19 protein-coding genes are annotated in these 20,278 nt (G+C 66.4%); 2 read left to right on the top strand and 17 right to left on the bottom strand.

Translation table 11 applies throughout. The features are described from left to right. Positions 1 to 201: 201 nt before the first annotated feature. The 12 genes from ACTIFE_RS19955 to ACTIFE_RS20010 form a co-directional block, all read right to left on the bottom strand. Positions 202 to 978 (bottom strand): SDR family oxidoreductase, encoded by a 777-nt coding sequence (locus ACTIFE_RS19955; protein WP_439530897.1) that lies wholly within the window; start codon positions 976 to 978, stop codon positions 202 to 204. A 12-nt stretch (positions 979 to 990) separates the two neighbouring features. Further along, complete coding sequence (locus tag ACTIFE_RS19960) at positions 991 to 1,914, bottom strand: dihydrodipicolinate synthase family protein (protein WP_439530898.1); 924 nt, start codon at positions 1,912 to 1,914, stop codon at positions 991 to 993. Between the two features lie 21 nt (positions 1,915 to 1,935). Further along, positions 1,936 to 2,595 carry an aspartate/glutamate racemase family protein gene (locus ACTIFE_RS19965; RefSeq protein WP_439530899.1) on the bottom strand — a complete coding sequence of 220 codons (660 nt, stop codon included), beginning with the start codon at positions 2,593 to 2,595 and terminating at the stop codon, positions 1,936 to 1,938. Beyond that, on the bottom strand, positions 2,592 to 4,067 hold the full coding sequence (locus ACTIFE_RS19970; RefSeq protein ID WP_439530900.1) for an amidohydrolase family protein: 1,476 nt from the start codon (positions 4,065 to 4,067) through the stop codon (positions 2,592 to 2,594). Before ACTIFE_RS19970 ends, ACTIFE_RS19965 begins: the two co-directional genes overlap by 4 nt. Beyond that, a complete protein-coding gene (locus ACTIFE_RS19975; protein WP_439530901.1) occupies positions 4,064 to 5,515 on the bottom strand; it encodes an ABC transporter substrate-binding protein in 1,452 nt (483 codons plus the stop codon). The genes ACTIFE_RS19970 and ACTIFE_RS19975 overlap by 4 nt, the downstream gene beginning before the upstream one ends. A gap of 1 nt (position 5,516) precedes the next feature. Then, complete coding sequence (locus ACTIFE_RS19980) at positions 5,517 to 6,539, bottom strand: ABC transporter ATP-binding protein (protein ID WP_439530902.1); 1,023 nt, start codon at positions 6,537 to 6,539, stop codon at positions 5,517 to 5,519. Then, positions 6,536 to 7,570 (bottom strand): ABC transporter ATP-binding protein, encoded by a 1,035-nt coding sequence (locus ACTIFE_RS19985; RefSeq protein ID WP_439530903.1) that lies wholly within the window; start codon positions 7,568 to 7,570, stop codon positions 6,536 to 6,538. Before ACTIFE_RS19985 ends, ACTIFE_RS19980 begins: the two co-directional genes overlap by 4 nt. Then, positions 7,567 to 8,442: an ABC transporter permease gene (locus ACTIFE_RS19990; protein WP_439530904.1), complete on the bottom strand. Its 876-nt coding sequence runs from the start codon at positions 8,440 to 8,442 to the stop codon at positions 7,567 to 7,569. Before ACTIFE_RS19990 ends, ACTIFE_RS19985 begins: the two co-directional genes overlap by 4 nt. 1 nt (position 8,443) lies before the next feature. After that, positions 8,444 to 9,409, bottom strand: a complete 966-nt coding sequence (locus ACTIFE_RS19995; RefSeq protein ID WP_439530905.1) for an ABC transporter permease — start codon at positions 9,407 to 9,409, stop codon at positions 8,444 to 8,446. A 102-nt stretch (positions 9,410 to 9,511) separates the two neighbouring features. Continuing rightward, entirely contained in the window at positions 9,512 to 11,059 is a 1,548-nt protein-coding gene (locus ACTIFE_RS20000) for an ABC transporter substrate-binding protein (RefSeq protein WP_439530906.1), read from the bottom strand. 103 nt (positions 11,060 to 11,162) lie between these two features. After that, on the bottom strand, positions 11,163 to 11,561 hold the full coding sequence (locus ACTIFE_RS20005; protein WP_439530907.1) for a VOC family protein: 399 nt from the start codon (positions 11,559 to 11,561) through the stop codon (positions 11,163 to 11,165). A 120-nt stretch (positions 11,562 to 11,681) separates the two neighbouring features. After that, positions 11,682 to 12,335, bottom strand: a complete 654-nt coding sequence (locus ACTIFE_RS20010; RefSeq protein WP_439530908.1) for a GntR family transcriptional regulator — start codon at positions 12,333 to 12,335, stop codon at positions 11,682 to 11,684. A 274-nt stretch (positions 12,336 to 12,609) separates the two neighbouring features. On the opposite strand from ACTIFE_RS20010, the gene hydA reads away from it, so the two are divergent. Beyond that, entirely contained in the window at positions 12,610 to 14,058 is a 1,449-nt protein-coding gene (gene hydA, locus ACTIFE_RS20015; RefSeq protein WP_439530909.1) for a dihydropyrimidinase, read from the top strand. Between the two features lie 108 nt (positions 14,059 to 14,166). After that, positions 14,167 to 15,012 carry an inositol monophosphatase family protein gene (locus ACTIFE_RS20020; RefSeq protein WP_439530910.1) on the top strand — a complete coding sequence of 282 codons (846 nt, stop codon included), beginning with the start codon at positions 14,167 to 14,169 and terminating at the stop codon, positions 15,010 to 15,012. Between the two features lie 5 nt (positions 15,013 to 15,017). Here the strand turns inward: ACTIFE_RS20020 and ACTIFE_RS20025 are convergent, their stop codons facing one another. Genes ACTIFE_RS20025 through ACTIFE_RS20045 form a run of 5 tightly spaced genes read right to left on the bottom strand, consistent with a single transcriptional unit; the run spans position 15,018 to position 19,867 of the window. Continuing rightward, positions 15,018 to 15,896, bottom strand: a complete 879-nt coding sequence (locus ACTIFE_RS20025; RefSeq protein ID WP_439530911.1) for a glycerophosphodiester phosphodiesterase — start codon at positions 15,894 to 15,896, stop codon at positions 15,018 to 15,020. 28 nt (positions 15,897 to 15,924) lie between these two features. Next, positions 15,925 to 16,983 carry an ABC transporter ATP-binding protein gene (locus ACTIFE_RS20030; protein ID WP_439530912.1) on the bottom strand — a complete coding sequence of 353 codons (1,059 nt, stop codon included), beginning with the start codon at positions 16,981 to 16,983 and terminating at the stop codon, positions 15,925 to 15,927. A gap of 13 nt (positions 16,984 to 16,996) precedes the next feature. Then, positions 16,997 to 17,827, bottom strand: a complete 831-nt coding sequence (locus ACTIFE_RS20035) for an ABC transporter permease (protein WP_439530913.1) — start codon at positions 17,825 to 17,827, stop codon at positions 16,997 to 16,999. Next, positions 17,827 to 18,705, bottom strand: coding sequence for an ABC transporter permease (locus tag ACTIFE_RS20040; RefSeq protein ID WP_439530914.1), 879 nt, complete (start codon positions 18,703 to 18,705; stop codon positions 17,827 to 17,829). The genes ACTIFE_RS20035 and ACTIFE_RS20040 overlap by 1 nt, the downstream gene beginning before the upstream one ends. Before the next feature lie 4 nt (positions 18,706 to 18,709). After that, on the bottom strand, positions 18,710 to 19,867 hold the full coding sequence (locus tag ACTIFE_RS20045) for an extracellular solute-binding protein (RefSeq protein WP_439530915.1): 1,158 nt from the start codon (positions 19,865 to 19,867) through the stop codon (positions 18,710 to 18,712). Positions 19,868 to 20,278: the final 411 nt, after the last annotated feature.

Below are 20,278 nucleotides of genomic sequence, written 5' to 3' on the forward strand. Positions count from 1 at the left end.
ATCGCCCAACGCGAAGGGGCAAAAAACCCCGTTCCAAACTCCCGCGCCCAGCAAAGCCGTTGTTGCGCAACAGGCCCCTCAAGGGGGAGGGGAGCGGAGAGGCCACGAAAACCGTCTGGCCAAGTGCGCAACAGGCCCTCAAGGGGGGGGAGGGGACTGCGGCTGGGTCGGTGAAGACGTCAGGCGTCAACCTGCAGTCCCTCAATGGCTGCGGGTGGCGCCGCCGTCGATGCGGATCATGCTGCCGGTGACATAGCCGGCCCGTTCCGAGGCGAGGAAGGCAACCATGTCGGCGAATTCCTCCGGGCGGCCGTAACGGCCCATCGGGATCGACTCGGCCGAGGCCTTCACGGTTTCCTCGACGGTCTTGCCGCTGCGCTTGGCGGCGGCGGCGTCCAGTTCGTCGATGCGGGTGGTGTGGATGCGGCCGGGCAGGACCACGTTGACGGTGACGCCGTCGCGGGCAACCTCGGAGGCCAGCGTCTTCGACCAGCCGACGACGGCGGAGCGGATGCCGTTCGACAGGGCGAGATTGGGGATCGGCAGTTCGACGCCCGACGAGGCGATGGTGATGACGCGGCCCCATTTTTTCGTCTGCATCGCCGGGATCAGCCGGCCGCTGAGGTGGAAGAGGTTGGCGGCCATCGCCTCGAACTGGGCGATCCAGAGGGCGCGGTCAGTGGTGAGTGCGGGGCCCGGGGGCGGGCCGCCGATGTTGTTGACGAGGATGTCGACGCCGCCTTCGGCGAGCAGCTTGTCGAGCGCCGCGTCGATGGCAGCAAGGTTGGTGAGGTCGAGCGGCAGGGCGGTGACCTTCGCGCCGGGCAGGGCCGCGGCCCATTCGTCGATGGCCGAGGACGTGCGGGCGGCGGCGATGACTTCAGCGCCTTCACGCGCCAGCACTTCGGCAATGGCGCGGCCGAGGCCACGGCTGGCGCCCAGCACGAGAGCGCGCTTGCCAGTAAGTCCGAGATCCATGGGAGCGGTTCCTTATGCGAGTTCCTTGAGACGGCGGTCGAGACGAGCCATCAGCGTGTCGATTTCAGCGCGAGACAGGGCATCGAGGTTGGCGCCGGGCTTGCGCTGCGCCGGGCTCGCGATGATGCCGCGCTTGAACATGATGTACTTGCGGATGGCAAGGCCGGCGCCGGGCTGCTGTTCCATGCGGGCGAGCGGCAGATAGGCATCGAACAGGTCGCGGGCGCGCTCCATGTCCCCCTTGCCGTGGTGCTCGACCACGGAGACCATCATCTCCGGATAGGCAAAGCCGGTCATCGCGCCATCGGCGCCGCGCTCCATCTCCTCGGGCAGGAAGACGCCGCCGTTGCCGCAGAGGATCGAGATGCGGCGGTTCAGCGTGCCTTCCTTGCGCAGGGCCGTGATCTTGGCAAGGCCCGGCCAGTCCTCATGCTTCAGGCAGACGGCGGTCGGCAGGGTGTTGAAGATGCGGGCAAGGGCGGGAACGGCCATCTGCACGCCGGTGGTCAGCGGGAAGTCCTGCACGACGAAGGGCGTGTCGCCGAGGAATTCAGCCACCTGGGTGTAGTAGGTGACGATCTGGTCGTCGGTGCGCAGGGAGCCCGGAGGCGCGACCATGACGCCGGCCGCGCCGGCATCCATCACCCGGCGGGTGAGGTCCTGCATCTGGGCGAAGCCCGGCGCGGAAGCGCCGACGACGATCGGCACGCGGCCGTTCACGCGCTTCAGAATGCGGGCGACGATGGTCGAGGACTCGTCCGTCGTCAGCTTCGGGGCTTCGCCCATGATGCCGAGAACGGTGAGGCCCGTCGCGCCGGAGTCGAGGTAGAAGTCGACCATGCGGTCGCAGCTGTCGAAGTCGATCTCGCCGCTGTCGGTGAAGGGGGTGGCGGCAATGACATAGACGCCACGGGCCGTTTCAGTCAGTCGGGTCATTTTCAGGCTTCCGGTTCAGGATCAGGAACAACGGGCAAGGGCGATGCGGCCAATGGCCATGGCGGTGGCCGCCTGGCATGGGTCGACCACCGGTATCCCGAGGGTGTTTTCAAGGTCAAGGCGATAGCGCGCCATCCCGGCGCAGCCGAGGATCAGGACATCGGCGCTGTCGTCATCGCGCAGCCGCGTGCCGACGTCAGTGAGCCGCGCAAAGGTGCGGTCGCTGTCACCAAGTTCGGCGACGCCGAGGTCAATCGGACGGTCGGCCGCCAGCCGGTCGAGAAGGCCCATCGCGCCGAGGGTCTTGATGTGGCGGGCAACGGAGCCGCGCTTGATCGACAGGATGCCGAAGCGCTGGCCGAGCGTCAGCGCGGTGAGATAGGCGCTCTCGCCGATGCCGAGCACGGGCTTGCGGCTCTGCTCGCGCAGGGCGGCAAGGCCGGGATCGGAGAAGCAGGCGACAACGAAGGCGGAGGCGCCGTCCTCCAGCGTGCGGGCCTGGGCGAGCAGCGGCAGCACGACACCGTCGACATGCGCCTGGGTCTCGATGCCGGCCGGACCTTCGGCGAGCAGGTGGCAGCGGATCTCCACCGGGCTGACGGCGCGCATAGGGTCGATGGCGGCGTCGATGCCGTCGGTAACCACGCGCGACGAGTTGGGATTGAGGATATGCAGCGTCATGCGACGGTCTCCGGCATGGCGGGGCGCGGGGTGCCCCAGAAATGGGCGGGCAGGGCCAGATCGGCACGGGCACCGATGCGGTCGATCATGGCCTCGGCCTCGCGGTTGGCGTCAGCGATGATCGCTTCCTCGTTCACCTTGAGCGCCTTGCCACCCGAGAGGCAGAGTTCACCACCGACGATGACCGTGTCCACATCATTGCCGTTGGCGAAGCACACGAGACGGTGAACAACCATGTTGGCGGGGGCCAGATGCGGACGGTCGAGAGCAATGGTGATGATGTCGGCGCGCTTGCCGGGCTCAAGCGAGCCGATCTCGGCCTCGAGGCCGACGGCGCGGGCGGCGTCGATGGTGACCATCTCCAGCGCCTTGCCCTGCGGCAGGACGAGCGGATCCCGGAAATGGCGGCGGTGATAGTGCATGGCCTGCTGCATGTGGCGGAACATGTCGCCGGAACGGTCCGGGGCGGTCGCATCCGAGGCGATGGCAACCGAAACACCGGCCTGCATCAGTTCGATGGCAGGGCAGCGGCCGAGGATCGAGGCGATGGCCGAGGGGTTGTGAGCGATCCGGCTGTCGGTTGCCGCGACGATGGCGATTTCCTCGTCCGTGAGGTTGGTGGCGTGGGATAGGAGCGCATCCGGGCCGAGGAGGCCAAGCGCCTCGGCGCGCAGGACCGCGCCCTTGGTGTAGCCATCCTGGGTGAAGAGGACCCCGGCTTCGCGCGACAGCGCCCGGGTGCGCTGCGCCTGAGCGCAGGCGTCCGCAAAGTCTGCCGCTGACATATTTTCCGCATGCTCGTCGCGCAGCACCGGATAGATCAAAGCCAGCCGGATGCGGCCCTCGCCCGCGCCATGCCAGCGGGCCAGCAAGGTTTCCGAGGTGGCGAGCTGGGTGGCGAAGTCGACGGATTTCGGTTCCCGGCCACCATTGGCATAGACGCGCGGATGCGGGGCGCGGGTCGGTCCGACGGCGACGATGGAGCGGGTGCCGATCTCCAGCACGCCCTCGATGTGGGCGCTGCCATAGACGGGATCGTCGCTGCGCAGGATGGTGTCACCGCCGCCCAGCAGCGAGACGCCGGTGGTGACGCCGAAGCGCAGGCGCTCGAGCGCAGCCATCCGGGCCTCGGCATACCAGAATTCCGGCGTCGAGCCCGTGGTATAGACCTCGCCGCAGATCTCCTCCCAGCGGTCGCCACCATCCATCGCCATGGTCTTGATCAGGCCATGGCCAGCATGGGCGTGGGCGTCGATGAAGCCCGGCAGAACGGCCTTGCCGGTGGTGTTGATGATCCGCTCTGCTCTATAGGCCGCGGCGATGTCGGCGGCGGGACCGACCGCCAGCACGCGGCCGTCCCGGACCGCAACGGCACCGTTCTCGATGATCTGGCGGTCCGGGTCCATCGGGATCACCCAGCCGCCGGAGAGGATCAGGTCGGCCTCGCTGCCCTCGGTTATTGTCCTGCTCATGCCGGGGCTCCGTCTTCGGGCAGCAGCGGCAGGGTGGCCGGGTCGATCACGCCGTCGACGGGCATGACGAAGCCGGGATCTGCGCCGCGCAGCGCAATGGTGCGGATCGGATTGTAGAGCGTCAGCCAGGGTGGATCGCGCTGCAGTTCGGCATAGGCCTCCTCCAGGATGCGCTGGCGGCGGCGATCATCGGTCTCGGTGCGCGCGGCGTCGATCAGGCGCTCCACGGCCGGGTTGCGGTAGCCCTCCCACCAGGCGCCGGCAACGCGGCTGTCGATCTTCTCAAAGAGGATGCGGAAGGTGGAGAGGGGACTGGAATCGAAGACGCAGAGATCGCGGATCTCCTTGCGCCGCACCATGTGGGCATAGGCCTCGCGGTCCCTGTGGTAGTGCACGTCAAGACGCACGCCGAGGGGGGCGAGTTCGTGTCCGAGGACGGCGGTCAGCCGTTCGGCTTCGTCGGGCAGACGCGTCGGGCAATCGACGGCGAGCGTCAGACCGTCGGGGTAGCCGGCCGCCGCCAGAAGCGCCTTTGCCATTGCCAGATCCGGGCCCTCGACCGGCGACCGACCGGCGCCGAAATGCAAGGGACTGACGAAGCCGTGCAAGGGTGTCGCCGCATCGGGCACCACTTCGCGGATGATGCGGGTGCGGTCGATGGCCAGCGACAGGGCGTGGCGCACCCTTGCATCGGCCAGCGGGCCTTTGGCGGCATTGAGCAAATAGATGATGCAGACTGGCACCGTGAAGCGCTTGAACTGCACGCATGCCGGCGCGCCGCCATTGACCAGCGTCTGCGGAATAGAATTGGCGAGCGCCGCCCGCCCATCGGCCACCAGCGCCAGCCGGCGCACTGGATCAGCCTCCAGCCGGAAGCGCAGGGTCGCGTTTTTCGCCGGCGTGCCGAACCAGTCGGGATTGCGGCGGGCGATCACCTCGCCCTCGCCGATGCTTCCACAGATATAGGGGCCGGTGCCGCAGATCGCGGTGCGGTCCCCGGCATCCAGACGCGGGAAGGCCGAAGGCGCGACGATGAAGCCCTGCACGAGGACATCCAGAAGGTCGGCCATCGGCCGGGCGAGATGCACGGTCAGGACCTGACCCTCGGCGTCGAGGCGTGCACCGCCGAGATACTGGCGCCAGACGGCGGGAGAGCCCAGCGTGTAGCCCTTGTCCTCGCGCGCCATGCGCTCCAGCGAGGCGGCGACGACCGCCGCGTCGCAGGGGCTGCCGTCGTGAAAGCGGACGCCGGAGCGGATGATGAAGGTCCAGGTGCGGGCATCCGGCGCCACCGACCAGGTCTCGGCCAGATGCGGCACGTAGCCTCTGTCCGTGCGTCTGATCAGCGTGTCGTAGAAGGCCTGATAGAGGGTCAGCTCGTCGTTGGCGTCGGTGCAGTCGTGCGGATCGCCGAGCGGCAGGCGGGGAAGGGCGATGGTCGTGGTCATGTCAGGCTCTGTCGCGATCCGGTTCGTCGGTGAGATGGCAGGCAACCTCGGCGCCACCGCCGACGGGCTTCAGGGTCGGCCGCTCGAGCCGGCAGCGCTCGAAGGCGAGCGGGCAGCGGGTGCGGAAGCAGCAGCCCGAGGGCAGGTCGAGGGCCGAGGGCACCTCGCCCTTCAGCTCGATTTCCGGCCGGCTGCGCGTCTTCTCGATGGAAGGCGCGGCGGAGAGCAGCGCCCGGGTGTAGGGATGGCGCGGGGCGGAGAAGATGTGCTCGCGCGGGCCGGTCTCCACGAGGAAGCCGAGATACATGACGCCAACCCGGTCGGCGATGTGATGCACCACCGACAGGTCGTGGCTGATGAAGAGATAGGCGAGCCCGAATTCATCGCGCAGGTCCATCATCAGGTTGAGGATCTGCGCCTGGATCGACACGTCGAGGGCGGAGACCGGCTCGTCGGCGATGATGAGGCCGGGGTTGACCGACAGCGCCCGGGCAATGCCGATGCGCTGGCGCTGGCCGCCGGAGAACTGGTGCGGATAGCGGCCGGCATGTTCGGTGTTGAGGCCGACCTTGGCGAGCAGCGCCAATGTGCGCTCGGCCACCTCGCGGCGGGCGGCGGCACCGGTCGTCTGTTCCAGAAGCGGTTCGGCAACGATGTCGCGCACGCGCTGGCGCGGATTCAGCGAGGCGTAAGGGTCCTGGAAGATCATCTGCATGCGCGAGCGCACGGGCAAAAGTTCGCGGACGCCGTAGCCGGCGATGTCCTCGCCCTCGATGCGGATCTTGCCGCCGGTCGGGCGGTAGATGCGGGCGATGGTCTTGGCGACGGTGGACTTGCCGCAACCGGACTCGCCGACCAGCGCCATCACCTCGCCCTTGGCAATGCGGAAGCTGACGCCGTTGACGGCCTTCACCCGTTTGTCGGGGAAGGAGAGGCGTCCCTTGTCGAAGCGCATGCGCTCCAGCAGCGAGCCGCCGAGCCGGAATTCCTGGGTGAGGTTCTCGACCTCGAGCATCGCCGTCATCGGCTGTCTCCCTCGGTCAGGGGAAAGTGGCAGGCATGGGCCCGGTCGCCCTGAGCGACCAGCTCAGGCACCCGCTCGCCGCACAGGGCCTCAGCGCGGAAGCAGCGGTCCTTGAAGCTGCAGCCCTTCGGCAGCTTGCGGATGTCCGGCACCGCGCCGGGGATCTGCTTCAGCCGCGGCTGGCGATGGGCCGGGTCGGGAATGGAATCGATCAGTCCGCGCGTGTAGGGATGCGCCGGCCGGCGGATGACGTCGTCGGTCGGGCCGCGTTCGACCACCTTGCCGCAGTAGAGCACGGTGATGTGGTCAGCCATTTCCGAGACGACGGCCAGATCATGCGTCACGAGGATCATGGCGGTGCCGTTGTCGCGGATCTGCTGGCGCATGAGCTTCAGGATCTGCGCCTGGATCGTGACATCGAGCGCCGTGGTCGGCTCGTCGGCGATGACGAGCTTCGGCCGGGCCAGCATGGCGATGGCGATCACCACCCGCTGGCGCATGCCGCCGGAGAACTGGTGCGGATAGGCGGACAGACGGTCGGCCGCACGGGAGATCCCGACGCTTTCCAGCATCCCGATGCAGCGGGCACGGCGCGCGGCCGCGTCCAGATCGGTGTGCAGCTGCAGCATCTCGTTCATCTGCCGGCCGACCGTGTGCAGCGGATTGAGCGAGGTCATCGGGTCCTGGAACACCATGGCGATGTCCCGGCCCCGGATCTTGCGCAAATCGGCCTCGGACAGGCCGGCAAGGTTGCGGCCCTCGAACAGGATGCGGCCATCCTCGATGCGCCCCGGCGGGTCGATCAGGCCGAGGATCGAGAAGCCGACGACCGACTTGCCGCCGCCGCTCTCGCCGACGAGACCCATGATCTCGCCGGGGCGGAGGGTAAAGCTGACGCCATCGACGGCCTTCACCGTGCCGGAGAAGGTGTGGAACCAGGTGCGCAGGCCTTCGACGGCCAACAGCGGCGCGGGGACTTCTCCGGGGATCTCTTTGGGGGAGACCGCCTCAAGTGCAGGTGTTGCGGTCATTTCAGCCTCGGATTGAGCTCGTCGCGCAGGAAGTCGCCGAACAGGTTGATGCCGAAGACAAGGGCCATGATGACGATGCCGGGGAAGACGGAGGTCCACCACAGGCCGGAGAACAGTACGTCGAAGCCGTTCTTGATCAGGAGGCCGAGCGAGGGTTCGGTGATCGGCACGCCGACGCCGAGGAAGGACAGGCTGGCCTCGATCAGGATGAAGGTGCCGACCTGGACGGTTGCCACCACGATCAGCGGCGTCATGACATTGGGCAGGATGTGGCGGCGGATGATCTTGCCGTCGCGCAGGCCGGCGACGCGGGCGGCCTGGATGTATTCCTTCTGCACCTCGGACAGGGTCGAGCCGCGCACGGTGCGGGCATAGACCACCCAGCCGACGGCGGTGAGCGAGATCAGCACCTTGTCGATGCCCGTGCCGAAGGCCGACATCAGGAACAGGGCAATGAGCATCGAGGGGAAGGACAGCTGGATGTCGGCGATGCGCATGATGACAGCATCGAGCCGGCCGCCGTAGAAGCCGGCGAGCAGCCCCAGGGTCGTGCCGATGACGCAGGACATGGCCATGGCGCTGAGTCCGATCAGCACCGAGACGCGGGTGCCATAGAGGATGCCGGCCAGCACGTCGCGGCCCTGGCCATCGGTTCCAAGCGGATAGCGTGCCTCGCCGCCCTCGAGCCAGACCGGTGCCTTGTAGGCATCCATCAGGTCGAGCTGGGCGATGTCGTAGGGGTTCTGCGCCACCATGAGCGGTCCGGCGACGACAATGATCGCAAAGACCAGAAGGATGAGGCTGCCGATGATTGCCGAGGCGTTGCGCTTGTAGTTGTGAACGAACTCGGAGGAGAGAAAGCCCGCTGCCATGTCATTTCACCGTGATGCGCGGGTCGATCCACGTGTAGATGATGTCGACCAGGAAGTTGATGACGACGAAGAGCACGGCCACCAGCATCAGGTAGACGACGATGACGGGCCGGTCGGCGCGGTAGATGGAATCGATCAGCAGCTTGCCGAGACCCGGCCAGGCGAAGATCGTTTCAGTGATGGTGGCAAAGGCGATCAGGTCGCCGAGCTGCAGGCCGAAGATGGTCACGACCGGGATCATCGCGTTGCGCAGGCCGTGGCCGTAGAGAATCCCACGGCGCGACACGCCCTTGGCGCGGGCGAACTTGATGTAGTCCTGCCGCATCACCTCCATCATGCCCGCGCGCGTCATGCGCAGGATAATCGCCATGGTGCCGAGCGACAGGGTGACGGCGGGCAACAGGATATGGTGCCAACCATCGCTGGTCAGCAGGGACGTCCGGAACCAGCCGAGATCGACCGTGTCGCCTCGGCCGGAGGAGGGGAACATCTGCCACTGCACCGCGAGGACGAAGATCAGCATCATGCCGACCCAGAAACTGGGCAGGGAAATCCCGATCAGTGAACTGGACATGATCGCACGAGAACTGGCGCGGTGTGGATTGGCCCCGGCATAGACCCCAAGCGGCACCGCAATGACCGCAGCCAGGACGATGGCGACCAGCACGATCTCGAAGGTGGCCGGCAGACGCTCGAGGATCAGGTCCAGCGCGGGCTGGCGATAGACATAGGAGCGGCCGAAGTCCCCCTGCAGGATGCCTTTCAGGAACACGGCATATTGCTCGAAGAGGGAATTGTTGAGGCCGAGGATTTCCCGTGCCTGGGCAATTTCCGCCTCGGTGGAATCGATCGGGATGACCATGAACACCGGATCACCGGTGAAACTCATCATCAGGAACACGATCACCGAGACGATCCAGAGAACGAAGATCATCTGCAACAGACGTTTGATGGTGTAGCCAAGCACGCGCCAGTTCCTTCATCCGGCAGGACGCCGGGAGGGCAGGGAAGGGCAAAGCAGGAGGCGTGAGGAGACGCCTCCTGCCGGACCGGAAAAGCCTGATGGGGCTTATTCCTTCACGTCGAGCTCGTAGGCCCAGATGAACTTGTCCGTCCGGGGCTTGAAGTCGACGCCCTCGCGCGCGGCGTAGATGTCCTGTTCGTAGTGGACCGGGATCATTGGAATGTCCTTCAGCAGGATCTCCGTCACCTTCTGCAGGTGCGCGTCACGCTCCTCGATGCGTGGGGTGCTGTCGGCCTTGTCGATGAGGGCATCCACCTCCGGATTGGAGTAGGAGCCACGATTGACCTGGCCGTAGCCTTCCTTCTTGCCGCGGCTGTAGAACATGACGCCATACATCGAGCCGGCATCGCCCGACGGCACATCCCAGCCGGACATGATGAAGCTGGAGTTGTCGGACGGCACGCGAATGTAGCCAAAGAAGTTGGACTTCGGCATCAGGTTCAGCTTCACCGTGACGTTGATCTTGGCGAGCATCGAGGCCAGCGCCTGGGCGATCTGGGCATCGTTGACATAGCGGTTGTTGGTGGCGTCCAGCGTCAGCGTGAAGCCATCGGCAAAGCCTGCCTCGGCCATCAGCGCCTTGGCCTTTTCCACGTCATACGGATACATCTGTTGGAAGTCGGCGCCGTCGAGATGGCCGATGTGGCTGGCCGGGACATATTGTGCGGACGGAGTCGACAGGCCGTTCATGATGGCGCGCGACAGGGTGGTGACGTCGATGGCGCGGGCCATCGCCTCGCGCACGCGCTGGTCCGTCATCGGGTTCTTGCCCTCGATGGTCGGGCTCTTCTCGCGCATGTCGAGGGCAAGCACCAGGTTCAGGAGGCTCGGACGGGTCACGACCTCGAAGCCCTTGGTTTCCTTGACGCGTGCAACGTCGCGCACGGCCAGATCCTGCACGATGTCCAGCTCGCCGGTTAGGAGCGCCGCCGTGCGGGTGGCCGGGTTGGTGATCGGGCGGAAGGTGACCTTGTCGACCTTGGCTTCGCCCATGTAGTAGCCGTCAAAGGCTTCGAGGACGATGCGGTCTTCCTTGACCCATTCGCCGAGCTTGTAGGGGCCGGTGCCGACCGGCTGCAGGTCGATGGCGTCGCCGACCTTCTTCACATGGTCTTCCGACATGATCAGGATCGCCGCCAGATCATTGGGCAGGGCCGCATAGGGGCGGAAGGTCTTGATCTCGACGGTGCGGTCGTCGATGGCGCGGAAGCTCTCGATGTTGGCGGCAAGGTTGGCCATCAGCGATTTCTTCAGGCGCTCGAGCGTGAAGACCACGTCGGAGGCCTTCAGCGTGTCGCCGTCATGGAACTTCACGCCGTCACGCAGGGTGAAGACCCAGGTGGTGTCATCGGCCAGCTTCCAGCTTTCGGCGAGACCCGGACCGAACTCCAGATCCGCGCTGCGGCGCACCAGCGGATCGTAGAGGTGGTAGTACATGATGTTGGAGCTGAGCTCCTCGCCGGCCTGCGGGTCCATGTGAACGGCGTCCGACGTCAGGCCGATGGTGATGTCCTTGGCGAGCGCGCCCGAGCTGGCAAGCGCGATCATGGCGGCGGAGGCAAGCAGCCTCCGGATGTTGGCATTGATGGTCATTGGCTGATCTCCACTGGTGGGTGCGGGGCGGTTTGTGCCCTCGTTCTGGGTCTGGCGGGGGCCAGGAGCCCGGCCCGCGCGGGGCCGGGACAAACGCAAGGCGTCAGGCGAGAACCGACTGGATCTCGATCTGGTAACCTTCCGGATCGTTGAAGACGAAGGCGCGGATGCCGAGCGAGGGGCTGTCCTTCGGGGCGCTGAGGCCAGTGACGTTGCAGCTCGCCGCCCAGGCATGCCAGGCATCGACATCTGTCACCCGCAGGCAGACCTGCACGGGCTTCGGGTCCGAGGCGCGATGCGAGCCGCGGGTCTCGTCGACGAGGCCGAGATGGGCGGTTCCGCCGAGGCGGTAGATCTTCGACCAGCCCTGATCAATGGCCAGCTCGACGCCAAGCACACGCTCGTAGAAGGCCATCGCCCGGGGCAGGTCGCGGTAATACAGAAAGGTCACGGTCAGCAGCGGGTCGCCCTCGGGGCGCCGCACGGCAGTCGGTTCGGTCATGGAGGGGAAGTCTCCCGCTTGAATGCATGCCGATGGTATACCGTCAGAATGCAGAGTCAACGGGCAACTGTGATCACAGCGGTGAAATGCGCCAGCTCAGGGGGACTGGTTTTGGCTGGATCAGTAGAGGCGGTGGATCGAGGCGAGAATCGACTCGCGCACATTGTCGAGATGGCGGCGCATGCCGGCCTCGGCCCGGGCAGGGTCGCGGGCGAGGATGGCGTCGAGGATCTCGATATGCTCGTTGAGGCCGGGCTCGAACCGGTCCGGAATGAAGCCCTTGTCGAAGATCCGGGTCTTCTGCTTCAGGTTCTGCACGAGGTCTGCGAGCAGCTTGGAACCGGCAATCCGGGCGATGGTGATGTGGAACTCCTCGTCCAGATCGGCATGCTCGGAAATCGACGAACGGCCGCGCTGCAAGAGCTGTTCGGTACGGGCGCGCAGCGACAGCAGCACTTCGACCGGGGCGTGCCCTGTTGCGGCCTGACGCGCCGTCTCACACTCAAGGAGACGGCGAACGTGAAGGATTTCAATGATTTCCGAAATGGAGACCTTGTTGACGACGGGAACGCCACCCTGGGCGCGGGTCACAAGTCCCTCTGAAACAAGCCGGGCGATTGCTTCGCGCACGGGCGTGCGCGACACGCCGAGACGGTCGGCAAAGGGCTTTTCCTGCAGCCGGGTGCCGGCAGACAGCTCGCCGCTGACGATCATGCGGCGCAGTTGCTCGTAAGTGCTCTCGCCAAGCGTCTGGCTCTGATCCTGCAGTGTCATTCGTCGCCTTCCGGCTTTCTCGCCCAAGTTCGGCCTTGCGCCTGGAGTGCAGACGCGCCCAAGTGTTTACGTCAAGCGCGTCCGCTGTTGAAGGCGGAACGTGGCCTTCCGTCGCGTTTTCATGCGGTTCCTGTCGCCCCCTGTCAGTCTGGGACCCGACGCAGGCAGGAAGCGGGTGGCCGTCATGCGCTGACCAAGGCATATTTGAGCGCGCCGTTGTCACTGACGGTATACACTGTGTATATCAGATCAACAACAAACGGGGACATGAGGCATGACCGATATGAGCACCGGCACGGGCTTTGACCTTGTCATTCGCGGCGGCGAGATCGTCACGGCGCAGGCGCGCTTCTTTGGCGACATCGCCATCCTGGCCGGCCGCATCGCCGCCCTGGGCAGCGGTCTGGCGCAAGGGCGCAAGGAAATCGACGCGAGCGGGCTCCTGGTCATGCCCGGCGGTGTCGACACCCATTGCCACATCGAGCAGCTGTCGGGCGCCGGCATCATGAATGCCGATACGTTCGAGACGGCCACCCGCTCGGCGGCCTTCGGCGGCACCACCACGACCGTGTCCTTCGCCGCCCAGCATCCGGGCATGTCGCTGGCCAAGGTCATGGCCGACTACACCGTGCTGGCCGACCGCGGAGCGCTGATTGACCACGCCTACCACATCATCGTCGCCGACATTTCCGGTGCGAACCTCGACGAGCTGGCCGGGCTGATGCGCGCCGGGCACCGCTCGGCCAAGATCTTCACCACCTATGACAAGGTGCGCCTCGACGACCTGTCGATCCTGAAGGTGCTGGACACGGCGCGGGACAATGGCGCGCTGGTCTGCTTTCACGCCGAGAACGACGGGCTGATCCGCTGGTCGGTGGAAAAGCTGCTGGCCGCCGGGCTGACCGCGCCGCGCTACCACGCGCCCTCGCATCCGCGCCTGGCCGAGCTGGAGGCGCTGGAGCGCATGTGCCGCTTTGCCGAGGCGACCGGCCAGCCGGTGATGCTGTTCCACATCTCCACCCGCGAGGGCGTCGAGATCGTGCGCGCGGCGCGGGGGCGCGGGGCGCCGGTCTTTGCCGAGACCTGCCCGCATTACCTGTTCATGACCGAAGAGGTGCTGGACCAGCCGGGCATGGCAGGGGCCGCCGTGATGTGCAGCCCGCCGCAGCGCCAGCCGGCCGATCAGGAGGCACTCTGGGCCGGACTGCAGCGCGGCGACCTGCAGCTTGTCACCTCGGACCACGCGCCCTACCGGATGGACGCCAGCGGCAAGTTCGCCAATGGCGACGCCGCGCCCTTCAACCGCATCGCCAACGGCCTGCCGGGGCTGGAGGTGCGGTTGCCGCTGATGTTCGACGCCATGGTGTCGAAGGGGCGGCTGGGTCCGGAGAAGTTCGTCGAGATCACCTCGACCGCGCCCGCGCGGCTCTTTGGCCTGACGGGCAAGGGCCGGCTCGATCCGGGTGCCGATGCCGACGTGGTGCTGTGGGATCCGGCGGCACGGCGGGTGTTCGGGACCGACGACCTGCATGACAACTGTGGCTATAACCCCTTTGCGGGCCGGGAAGTCGTCGGCTGGCCGAAGACGGTGATCGCGCGCGGCGAGGTGATTGTTGACGATGGCCAGCTGATCGGCACGCCCGGGCGCGGGCACCGGGTGGTGATGGATGTCAGCCCGGCGATGCGGCCGGTTGCGCCTGCGACCTGGACGCCGAAGGCCTGAGGGGCCGTTGGCACTGGTCCGGTGAAAAATCCGGGTGTTTCGCCCGAGTGTCATGTCCGGCTCATGAAACGGGACTAGGCAGGCGTCCAGTCAGCTCTGGAGCCTGCCATGTTCGTCCCCTTTGAAGCCACCGACGCCACGCTTGATGCCCTGCTGCCGGCAACCGCTTCGCCGCGCCTGCGGGCGCTGGCGATGGCGTCCCTTGCCGGCGGCGTGATTGCCCGCAGCCGCCTGCGCCGGCGGTCCGCCGCTGAAATGGTGCTGAAGGGGCCGCGCGACTACCAGACCGAGGTGGATGTGGCAGTGGAGGCCGAGATCGCCGGGCGTCTGGCCGCCAGTTTCCCCGACCACGCCATCTCCGGAGAGGAGCAGGCTGCCGACCGGGCCGGCGTCGAGGGACGGCCGCGCATCCTCATCGACCCCATCGATGGCACCACCAACTACGCCTGGGGGATCCCGCATTTCGGCATCGCGCTGGCGATCGTCGAGGCGGGAGAGGTGACCTGCGGTGTCGTCTTCGACTGTATGCAGGGAGAACTCTTCGCCGGCGAGGCCGGGCAGGGCGCCTTTCTCAACGGCGAGCGGCTGGCGGTGGCCCCGGCGGCCGAGCTGGAAAACGCGCTGATCGGCGCGGGGCTTCCCGTGCCGGGACAGGTGAAGCGCGTGCGCGAGGAGACCTACCACGCCGCGCTGCGCCGGGCGATGGCGACGACGGCCGGGGTTCGTCGCCTCGGTTCAGCGTCCCTGTCGGTGAGCTACGTCGCCTGCGGCCGGCTCGACGGGTTCTTCGAGGATGGCCTGTCGCTGCATGACTATGGCGCAGCCGCCCTGATGGTGCGGGAGGCCGGCGGCGTGACCGGCGGCTTTGCCGGCGGGCCTGTCGGCCCGGCCGGCGATGTGCTGGTGGCCGCGCCCTGGCTGGCCGGCTGGCTGCGCGAGGGGCTGGCCGAGTAGGCGGTTCAGCCGGCAAAGGCCGCCGACAGGCCGAGCGCGTCGTCGGTGGTGATCTGGTCCACCTTCAGGGCGAGCAACTGCTCAACCAGCGGACGGGTTTCCGGGCCGATCTCGCGGATCGTGTAGGCATCGACCTTGCGGCCGGCGTCCTGGAACCGGGCTGCAAGGTTCTCGCCCCGGTCGGCGGCGGCCAGCACCAGACGGTGGTCAAGGTAGATCATGGTCGCGCGCGGGCTTGCGGTAAGGGCGTCGGCCACGAAACGGCGATAGTCGCCGCCCTGCAGCAGCTCCAGCATGACCGCGTCATGGCAGGGGTCGTGGCCGATGCCGAGGTCAGGGACCGCCTCGCTCAGCGCGGCAATGGCAACCGGATCGCCACCTGACAAGAGCATATGTCTTGCGACAGGGGCCGCGTCGCGCACGAAGGCGTCGATGTCGGCGGGTGTGATCGTCGCCGAGGTGTCCTTCATGTCCAGCTGCAGCACCGCGTCGGGATGCGCCGTTTTGCCGGCGACAAGCGCAGCAAGATCCGACAGCAGCATGACGTGCTGGTCGGTGGCTGCTCCGCTGCCATCGCGCAGGTAAAGCTCTCGCAGGGCGTCGGGTTGCGTGTCGCGGACGCGGCCCGAGCCGGTGGTGCTGCGCTCCAGCGTCTCGTCATGCAGCACGGCAAAGCCGCCGCCAGCATGGGCGGTCAGGTCGATCTCTACGCTCGCCCCCAGGCGCATGCCGAGGCTGATGCGCGCCGGGCCGAACTCGGCGTCGAGCGGCTGGATGCGGCCCCGGTGCCACTTCAGCCAGGTGCGGTGTCCGTCCCGGTCGAGCGCCACGGCTGCCCGTGCGGCGATGAGGCTGATGCCGGTATCGAGTGCGTCGTCAATCACGATGGATGTCTTCTTTCCTGCAAGGCAATCAGGCGGCGGCCGCTGTCGTTCGGGTTTCCGTGGAGAGCAGCGCGCCGTCGCGGTAGAGCAGCACCTCGGCCGGGGTCACTTCGACCCGCTGGCCGGGGGCCCAGGCAACGGAGCCTGAGCCATGCGCCTTGATCCGCGTGCCGTCGTCAAGGTCGAGGTCGAGGATCAGGTGGGTGCCGAAATCGGTGACGCGGTAAAGCGCCGCGTTGCCGGGCCCTTGCGCAGGCCGCACGCCGGTCGCCTCGGGGCGGAAGGCAATGTCGGCCGGTCCGTCGCTGACGTCGGCGGCAAGGGCGAACTCCGGCCGGGTCGAGCGGCCGGCGCGGAACTCGGTCGGCACCAGGTTCATGTGGCCGATGAAGCCGGCAACGAAGCGCGTCGCCGGGCGGCGGTAGAGTGCGGACGGGCGGTCGGTCTGTTCGATGGCGCCGTCCTTCAGCACCACGATGCGATCTGCAAGCGCCAGCGCCTCGTCCTGGCCGTGGGTGACGAACAGGGTGGTGATGCCGAGGCGCTGCTGGATGTCGCGCACTTCCTCGCGCAGCCTTTCGCGCAGATGCTGGTCGAGGCTGGCGAAGGGTTCGTCCAGGAGCAGGATCTTCGGCTCCAGCACCAGCGAGCGGGCGATGGCGACGCGCTGCTGCTGACCGCCCGAGAGCTGCCAGACGCGCCGGCTGCCATAACCGGCAAGGCCAACCAGTTCGAGCACGGCCTCGACCTTGCTGCGGATCTCGGCGCGCGGCAGCCGCCGCAGCTTCAGGCCGAAGGCGATGTTGGCGAAGACATCCATATGCGACCACAGTGCATGTGACTGGAACACCATGCCGGTGGGCCGGCGTTCCGGCGGCACGGCGGTGACGTCCTCGCCGTCGATGCGGATTGCACCGCCGCTCGGAACCTCGAAGCCGCCGATCATGCGCAGGATCGTGGACTTGCCCGAGCCGGAGGGGCCGAGAAGGCAGACCAGTTCGCCGTCAGTGACCTCAAGGTCCACCGCCTTCACCACGTCGAGCCCGCCGAAGGACTTGGTCAGTCCGGATAAGGTCAGTCGTGCCATGGAACGTCTCCTGTCAAACGCCGAAGCCCTTGGCGAAGCTCTGCGAGCCGATCAGGCGGCGCGAGAACACCAGCACAAGGAAGGAGGGGACCCAGAGCAGCACGGACAGCACCGCGCCATACTGGATCACCATCTGGTTGTTGATGAAAATGATCATCAGCACCGGCATCGTCTGGAGCATCGGCGCGCCGATCAGCCAGGCGCCTTCGGTCTCGTAGAAGGTGTTGATGAAGGTGAGCAGCACGGCGGCAAACAGCGTCGGCCCGGCCTGGGGCAGGGTGATCGACCAGAAGACGCGCAAGGGACCGGCGCCGGCGTCGCGTGCTGCTTCCTCCATGCGCCGGTCGACCGCCTGGAACGCGGCGACGGGCACCCAGATCATCAGCATCAGGGTGTTGACGAGCTGGATCAGCACCACGCCCCAGAAGGTCGCGATCAGCCCGAGGCTGAGAAAGATGCCCGCGACCGCGATCAGGAGGCCGAATTTCGGAAAGGCCTGGGTGGCAAGAAAAGACAGCAGCAAGGCCTGGCGGCCGGGGAAGTCCATGCGGGCGAAGGCATAGGCGGCCGGCAGGCAGATCAGCGCGGACAGGAACGTGACCGTTGCCGAGAGGCGCAGGGAGAGGAACAGGGCGTTCCAGACATCCTGGCGCGACAGCGTCGCCTCCCAGTAGCGCAGGCCGAAGCTCTGCGGCAGCAAGGCGGGGTAACGCCAGACCTCGGTGAAGGCCCAGATGGCCACGACGATCAGCGGCACCAGGATGACGATGGACAGGAGCACGGCAAAGCCGATCCCGGTCCAGTCCGTGTGCGGCCTCGGCCGGGAAACGGGCTGGGGCTGCATCAGCGGACCTCCCGGCTGCGGATGACGGAGCGGACGTAGAAGGCGCCAAACACGGCACAGATGGCAAAGGTGATGACCGCCTGGGTGATGGCCATGCGCGGCTGCATCAGGTCGGCAAAAGTGCGCTGCATGTAGGGGCCCATCATTTCCGGCGAGGCGGGGCCGAGCACATAGGGCAGGGTGAAGGACGAGAAGATCCCGAGCACCGCGAAGGCAAGGGCCACGAGCAGCGCGTTGATGATCTGCGGCAGGATGATGTGAAGGAGCAGGTGACGGGGTTTCGCGCCTGCATCCCGTGCGGCTTCGACGGCATTGTCCGACACCTGGCCAAGACCGGCCGTCAGCATCAGCACCGTCAGCGGGATGTTGTCCCAGACGAGGCCGATGACCGGACCCCAGGGGGTGAGGTAGGGACTGGGCAGTTTCGGCAGGCCGGCGGCATTCAGCAGGATGTCGACAAGGCCGTTGGGCCCGAGCGTGCGAATGAGCGCATAGGCGAGGATGACCGAAGGGACGAACAGCGGGAAGATGGCCAGCGCCTGGACATAGGCCGACAACGGCCCACGCGAGAAGCGCAGATAGAGTGCGATCGGCAGGCAGATCACCAGGAGGAGCACGGCGCAGACCGCCGTCGTCCAGAAGGTGAGGGCGAGGTTGTTCAGGCTGTAGGGGTCGGAGAAGAACGCAGCATAGCTGTCGAAGGACAGGACGAGCCCCTGGTCCGTCCGAAGCGTCAGCGTCGTCACCAGCGCATTGAGGATCGGATAGAGAATGAGCCAGCCCAGCAGTCCAACCGGAAAGAGGACGAGGAGGAGGCCTGTCAGCCCCCTCCTCTGGATGGACATGCGGACCGGCGCCGTGGCACCGGCGTCGGTCATCTGATCAGCCGCGTGTCAGTGTCGGGGCGACATTGCGATACCAGCCATCGTTGATGGCGGTTGCCCAGTCGCCCGACGGGAACACCGGGATCTCGTTCGGAACGACGGCGGCATACTTCTCGCGCAGCGCCGGGGCAACATGGTCCCAGGACACGCCCGGGAAGCCGCCGAGGTCGGAAATGATCAGCGACTGGATTTCTTCCGACAGCATGAAGTTTGCCAGCAGCAGGGCGCGGTCGAGCTGGGCCGCATTGGTTGGGATGGTCATGGCGGAGAAGCCACCGCAGAAGGCGAGGTCCTTGAGCTGCACGAGGCCGGTGGTTTCCGGCAGAACGCCCTGGGCTACAGCCTGAAGCACCTGGTCGGACCAGACCGGGACCATCGTGACAACGCCCTGGCCGAGCATCTGCAGCGACTGGCTGTTGCCCCCGGTGTAGGCGCCTTTTTCATAAAGATGCGGCGCGATGTCCTTCAGCGCGTCCCAGGCAGGAACCAGCATCTTCTCGCCGGCTTCGGCGGTGTAGTTGGAGATGGTGAAGGCCTTGGGGTCACGGCCGTTGACTTCATGGATGGCGCGGCGAACGAAGTTGCCGCCCGAACCGCCCTTGTCGGGACGGTTGTAGATGAACTGGCCCGGGTTGGCCTTGATCCAGGTGACGAGGTCGGCCCAGGTGGTCGGGGCGTCTTCAGCCTTCACCTTGGTGGCGTCATAGGCGAGCAGGACCTGGCTGCCGCGATAGGGCAGGGAGAAGTCGCTGTCGAAGGCGGCCGGGTTGATCTTGCCATAGTTGGCAAGGCCGGCTTCCTTGAAGTTCACCCACAGGTTCTGGGCGATGCCGTCGGCGGGGAAGCGCGGATCGAACGCTTCGAAAATCTCGATCTGCGGATCGGTGTTGGTGGCCTTGGCTGCCAACGTGCGATCGGCAATGGCGCGCAGGCCGGCGTTGTCGCCAGCATCCACCATCTTCACCGTGCCGCCGTGGGCGGCGGTGAACCGCGGGAAGACGATGTTGGTCCAGAAGTCGGAGATGTTCTGGTCCGACCCCGTATAGACAAAGACAGTGCCGTCAGCGCCGAAGGCGATCTGCGGCAGGCTCAGCCCACCCAGAACAGTGGTGCCAAGGGTCATGCTGCTGAGGGAAAGGAATTCGCGGCGGTTCATGGTGCTGCTCTCCGGTTGCCGATGCGCGGCGGTTCGAGATGCCGGGGTCATAGTCTGACTGCGCTGCAGTTTTGTGGACGTGCCGTGACGCTTGGGTGACGACAGCGCTGAAGGGAGGCTTCCGGTGCCTATGGAATGGGCAAAGCCTGCCCAATCAGCAGCCATGACTGTCTGCGGACTTAAGCCAGCCAACCAAACATGGTTAACGAAAATTCATCCTAACACCCTGTTGATATTGCAGAATTGTGAAATCCGGCGGAATTCTGCGGCGCGCGCGAAACTTGCCTGAAGCTTATCCACAGAGGGGCCGGACGAGGCTCGTCAAAAGTCGAAGTTTTTCAAAATTTGCGATTGACGGTTGGGTCTGTCGCCCCCTATAAGCTGGCTCAACGACGGCGGCAACGTCGCCGG

It is taken from the genome of Pannonibacter sp. (assembly GCF_051860505.1).
Lineage (GTDB): Bacteria > Pseudomonadota > Alphaproteobacteria > Rhizobiales > Stappiaceae > Pannonibacter.

What these genes read in the sequence shown, in the direction of transcription:
- ACTIFE_RS19955 (WP_439530897.1), bottom strand. Translation starts at nt 978, where the DNA reads ATGGATCTCGGACTTACTGGCAAGCGCGCTCTCGTGCTGGGCGCCAGC.
- ACTIFE_RS19960 (WP_439530898.1), bottom strand. Translation starts at nt 1,914, where the DNA reads ATGACCCGACTGACTGAAACGGCCCGTGGCGTCTATGTCATTGCCGCC.
- ACTIFE_RS19965 (WP_439530899.1), bottom strand. Translation starts at nt 2,595, where the DNA reads ATGACGCTGCATATCCTCAATCCCAACTCGTCGCGCGTGGTTACCGAC.
- ACTIFE_RS19970 (WP_439530900.1), bottom strand. Translation starts at nt 4,067, where the DNA reads ATGAGCAGGACAATAACCGAGGGCAGCGAGGCCGACCTGATCCTCTCC.
- ACTIFE_RS19975 (WP_439530901.1), bottom strand. Translation starts at nt 5,515, where the DNA reads ATGACCACGACCATCGCCCTTCCCCGCCTGCCGCTCGGCGATCCGCAC.
- ACTIFE_RS19980 (WP_439530902.1), bottom strand. Translation starts at nt 6,539, where the DNA reads ATGACGGCGATGCTCGAGGTCGAGAACCTCACCCAGGAATTCCGGCTC.
- ACTIFE_RS19985 (WP_439530903.1), bottom strand. Translation starts at nt 7,570, where the DNA reads ATGACCGCAACACCTGCACTTGAGGCGGTCTCCCCCAAAGAGATCCCC.
- ACTIFE_RS19990 (WP_439530904.1), bottom strand. Translation starts at nt 8,442, where the DNA reads ATGGCAGCGGGCTTTCTCTCCTCCGAGTTCGTTCACAACTACAAGCGC.
- ACTIFE_RS20000 (WP_439530906.1), bottom strand. Translation starts at nt 11,059, where the DNA reads ATGACCATCAATGCCAACATCCGGAGGCTGCTTGCCTCCGCCGCCATG.
- ACTIFE_RS20005 (WP_439530907.1), bottom strand. Translation starts at nt 11,561, where the DNA reads ATGACCGAACCGACTGCCGTGCGGCGCCCCGAGGGCGACCCGCTGCTG.
- ACTIFE_RS20010 (WP_439530908.1), bottom strand. Translation starts at nt 12,335, where the DNA reads ATGACACTGCAGGATCAGAGCCAGACGCTTGGCGAGAGCACTTACGAG.
- hydA (WP_439530909.1), top strand. Translation starts at nt 12,610, where the DNA reads ATGACCGATATGAGCACCGGCACGGGCTTTGACCTTGTCATTCGCGGC.
- ACTIFE_RS20020 (WP_439530910.1), top strand. Translation starts at nt 14,167, where the DNA reads ATGTTCGTCCCCTTTGAAGCCACCGACGCCACGCTTGATGCCCTGCTG.
- ACTIFE_RS20030 (WP_439530912.1), bottom strand. Translation starts at nt 16,983, where the DNA reads ATGGCACGACTGACCTTATCCGGACTGACCAAGTCCTTCGGCGGGCTC.
- ACTIFE_RS20035 (WP_439530913.1), bottom strand. Translation starts at nt 17,827, where the DNA reads ATGCAGCCCCAGCCCGTTTCCCGGCCGAGGCCGCACACGGACTGGACC.
- ACTIFE_RS20040 (WP_439530914.1), bottom strand. Translation starts at nt 18,705, where the DNA reads ATGACCGACGCCGGTGCCACGGCGCCGGTCCGCATGTCCATCCAGAGG.
- ACTIFE_RS20045 (WP_439530915.1), bottom strand. Translation starts at nt 19,867, where the DNA reads ATGAACCGCCGCGAATTCCTTTCCCTCAGCAGCATGACCCTTGGCACC.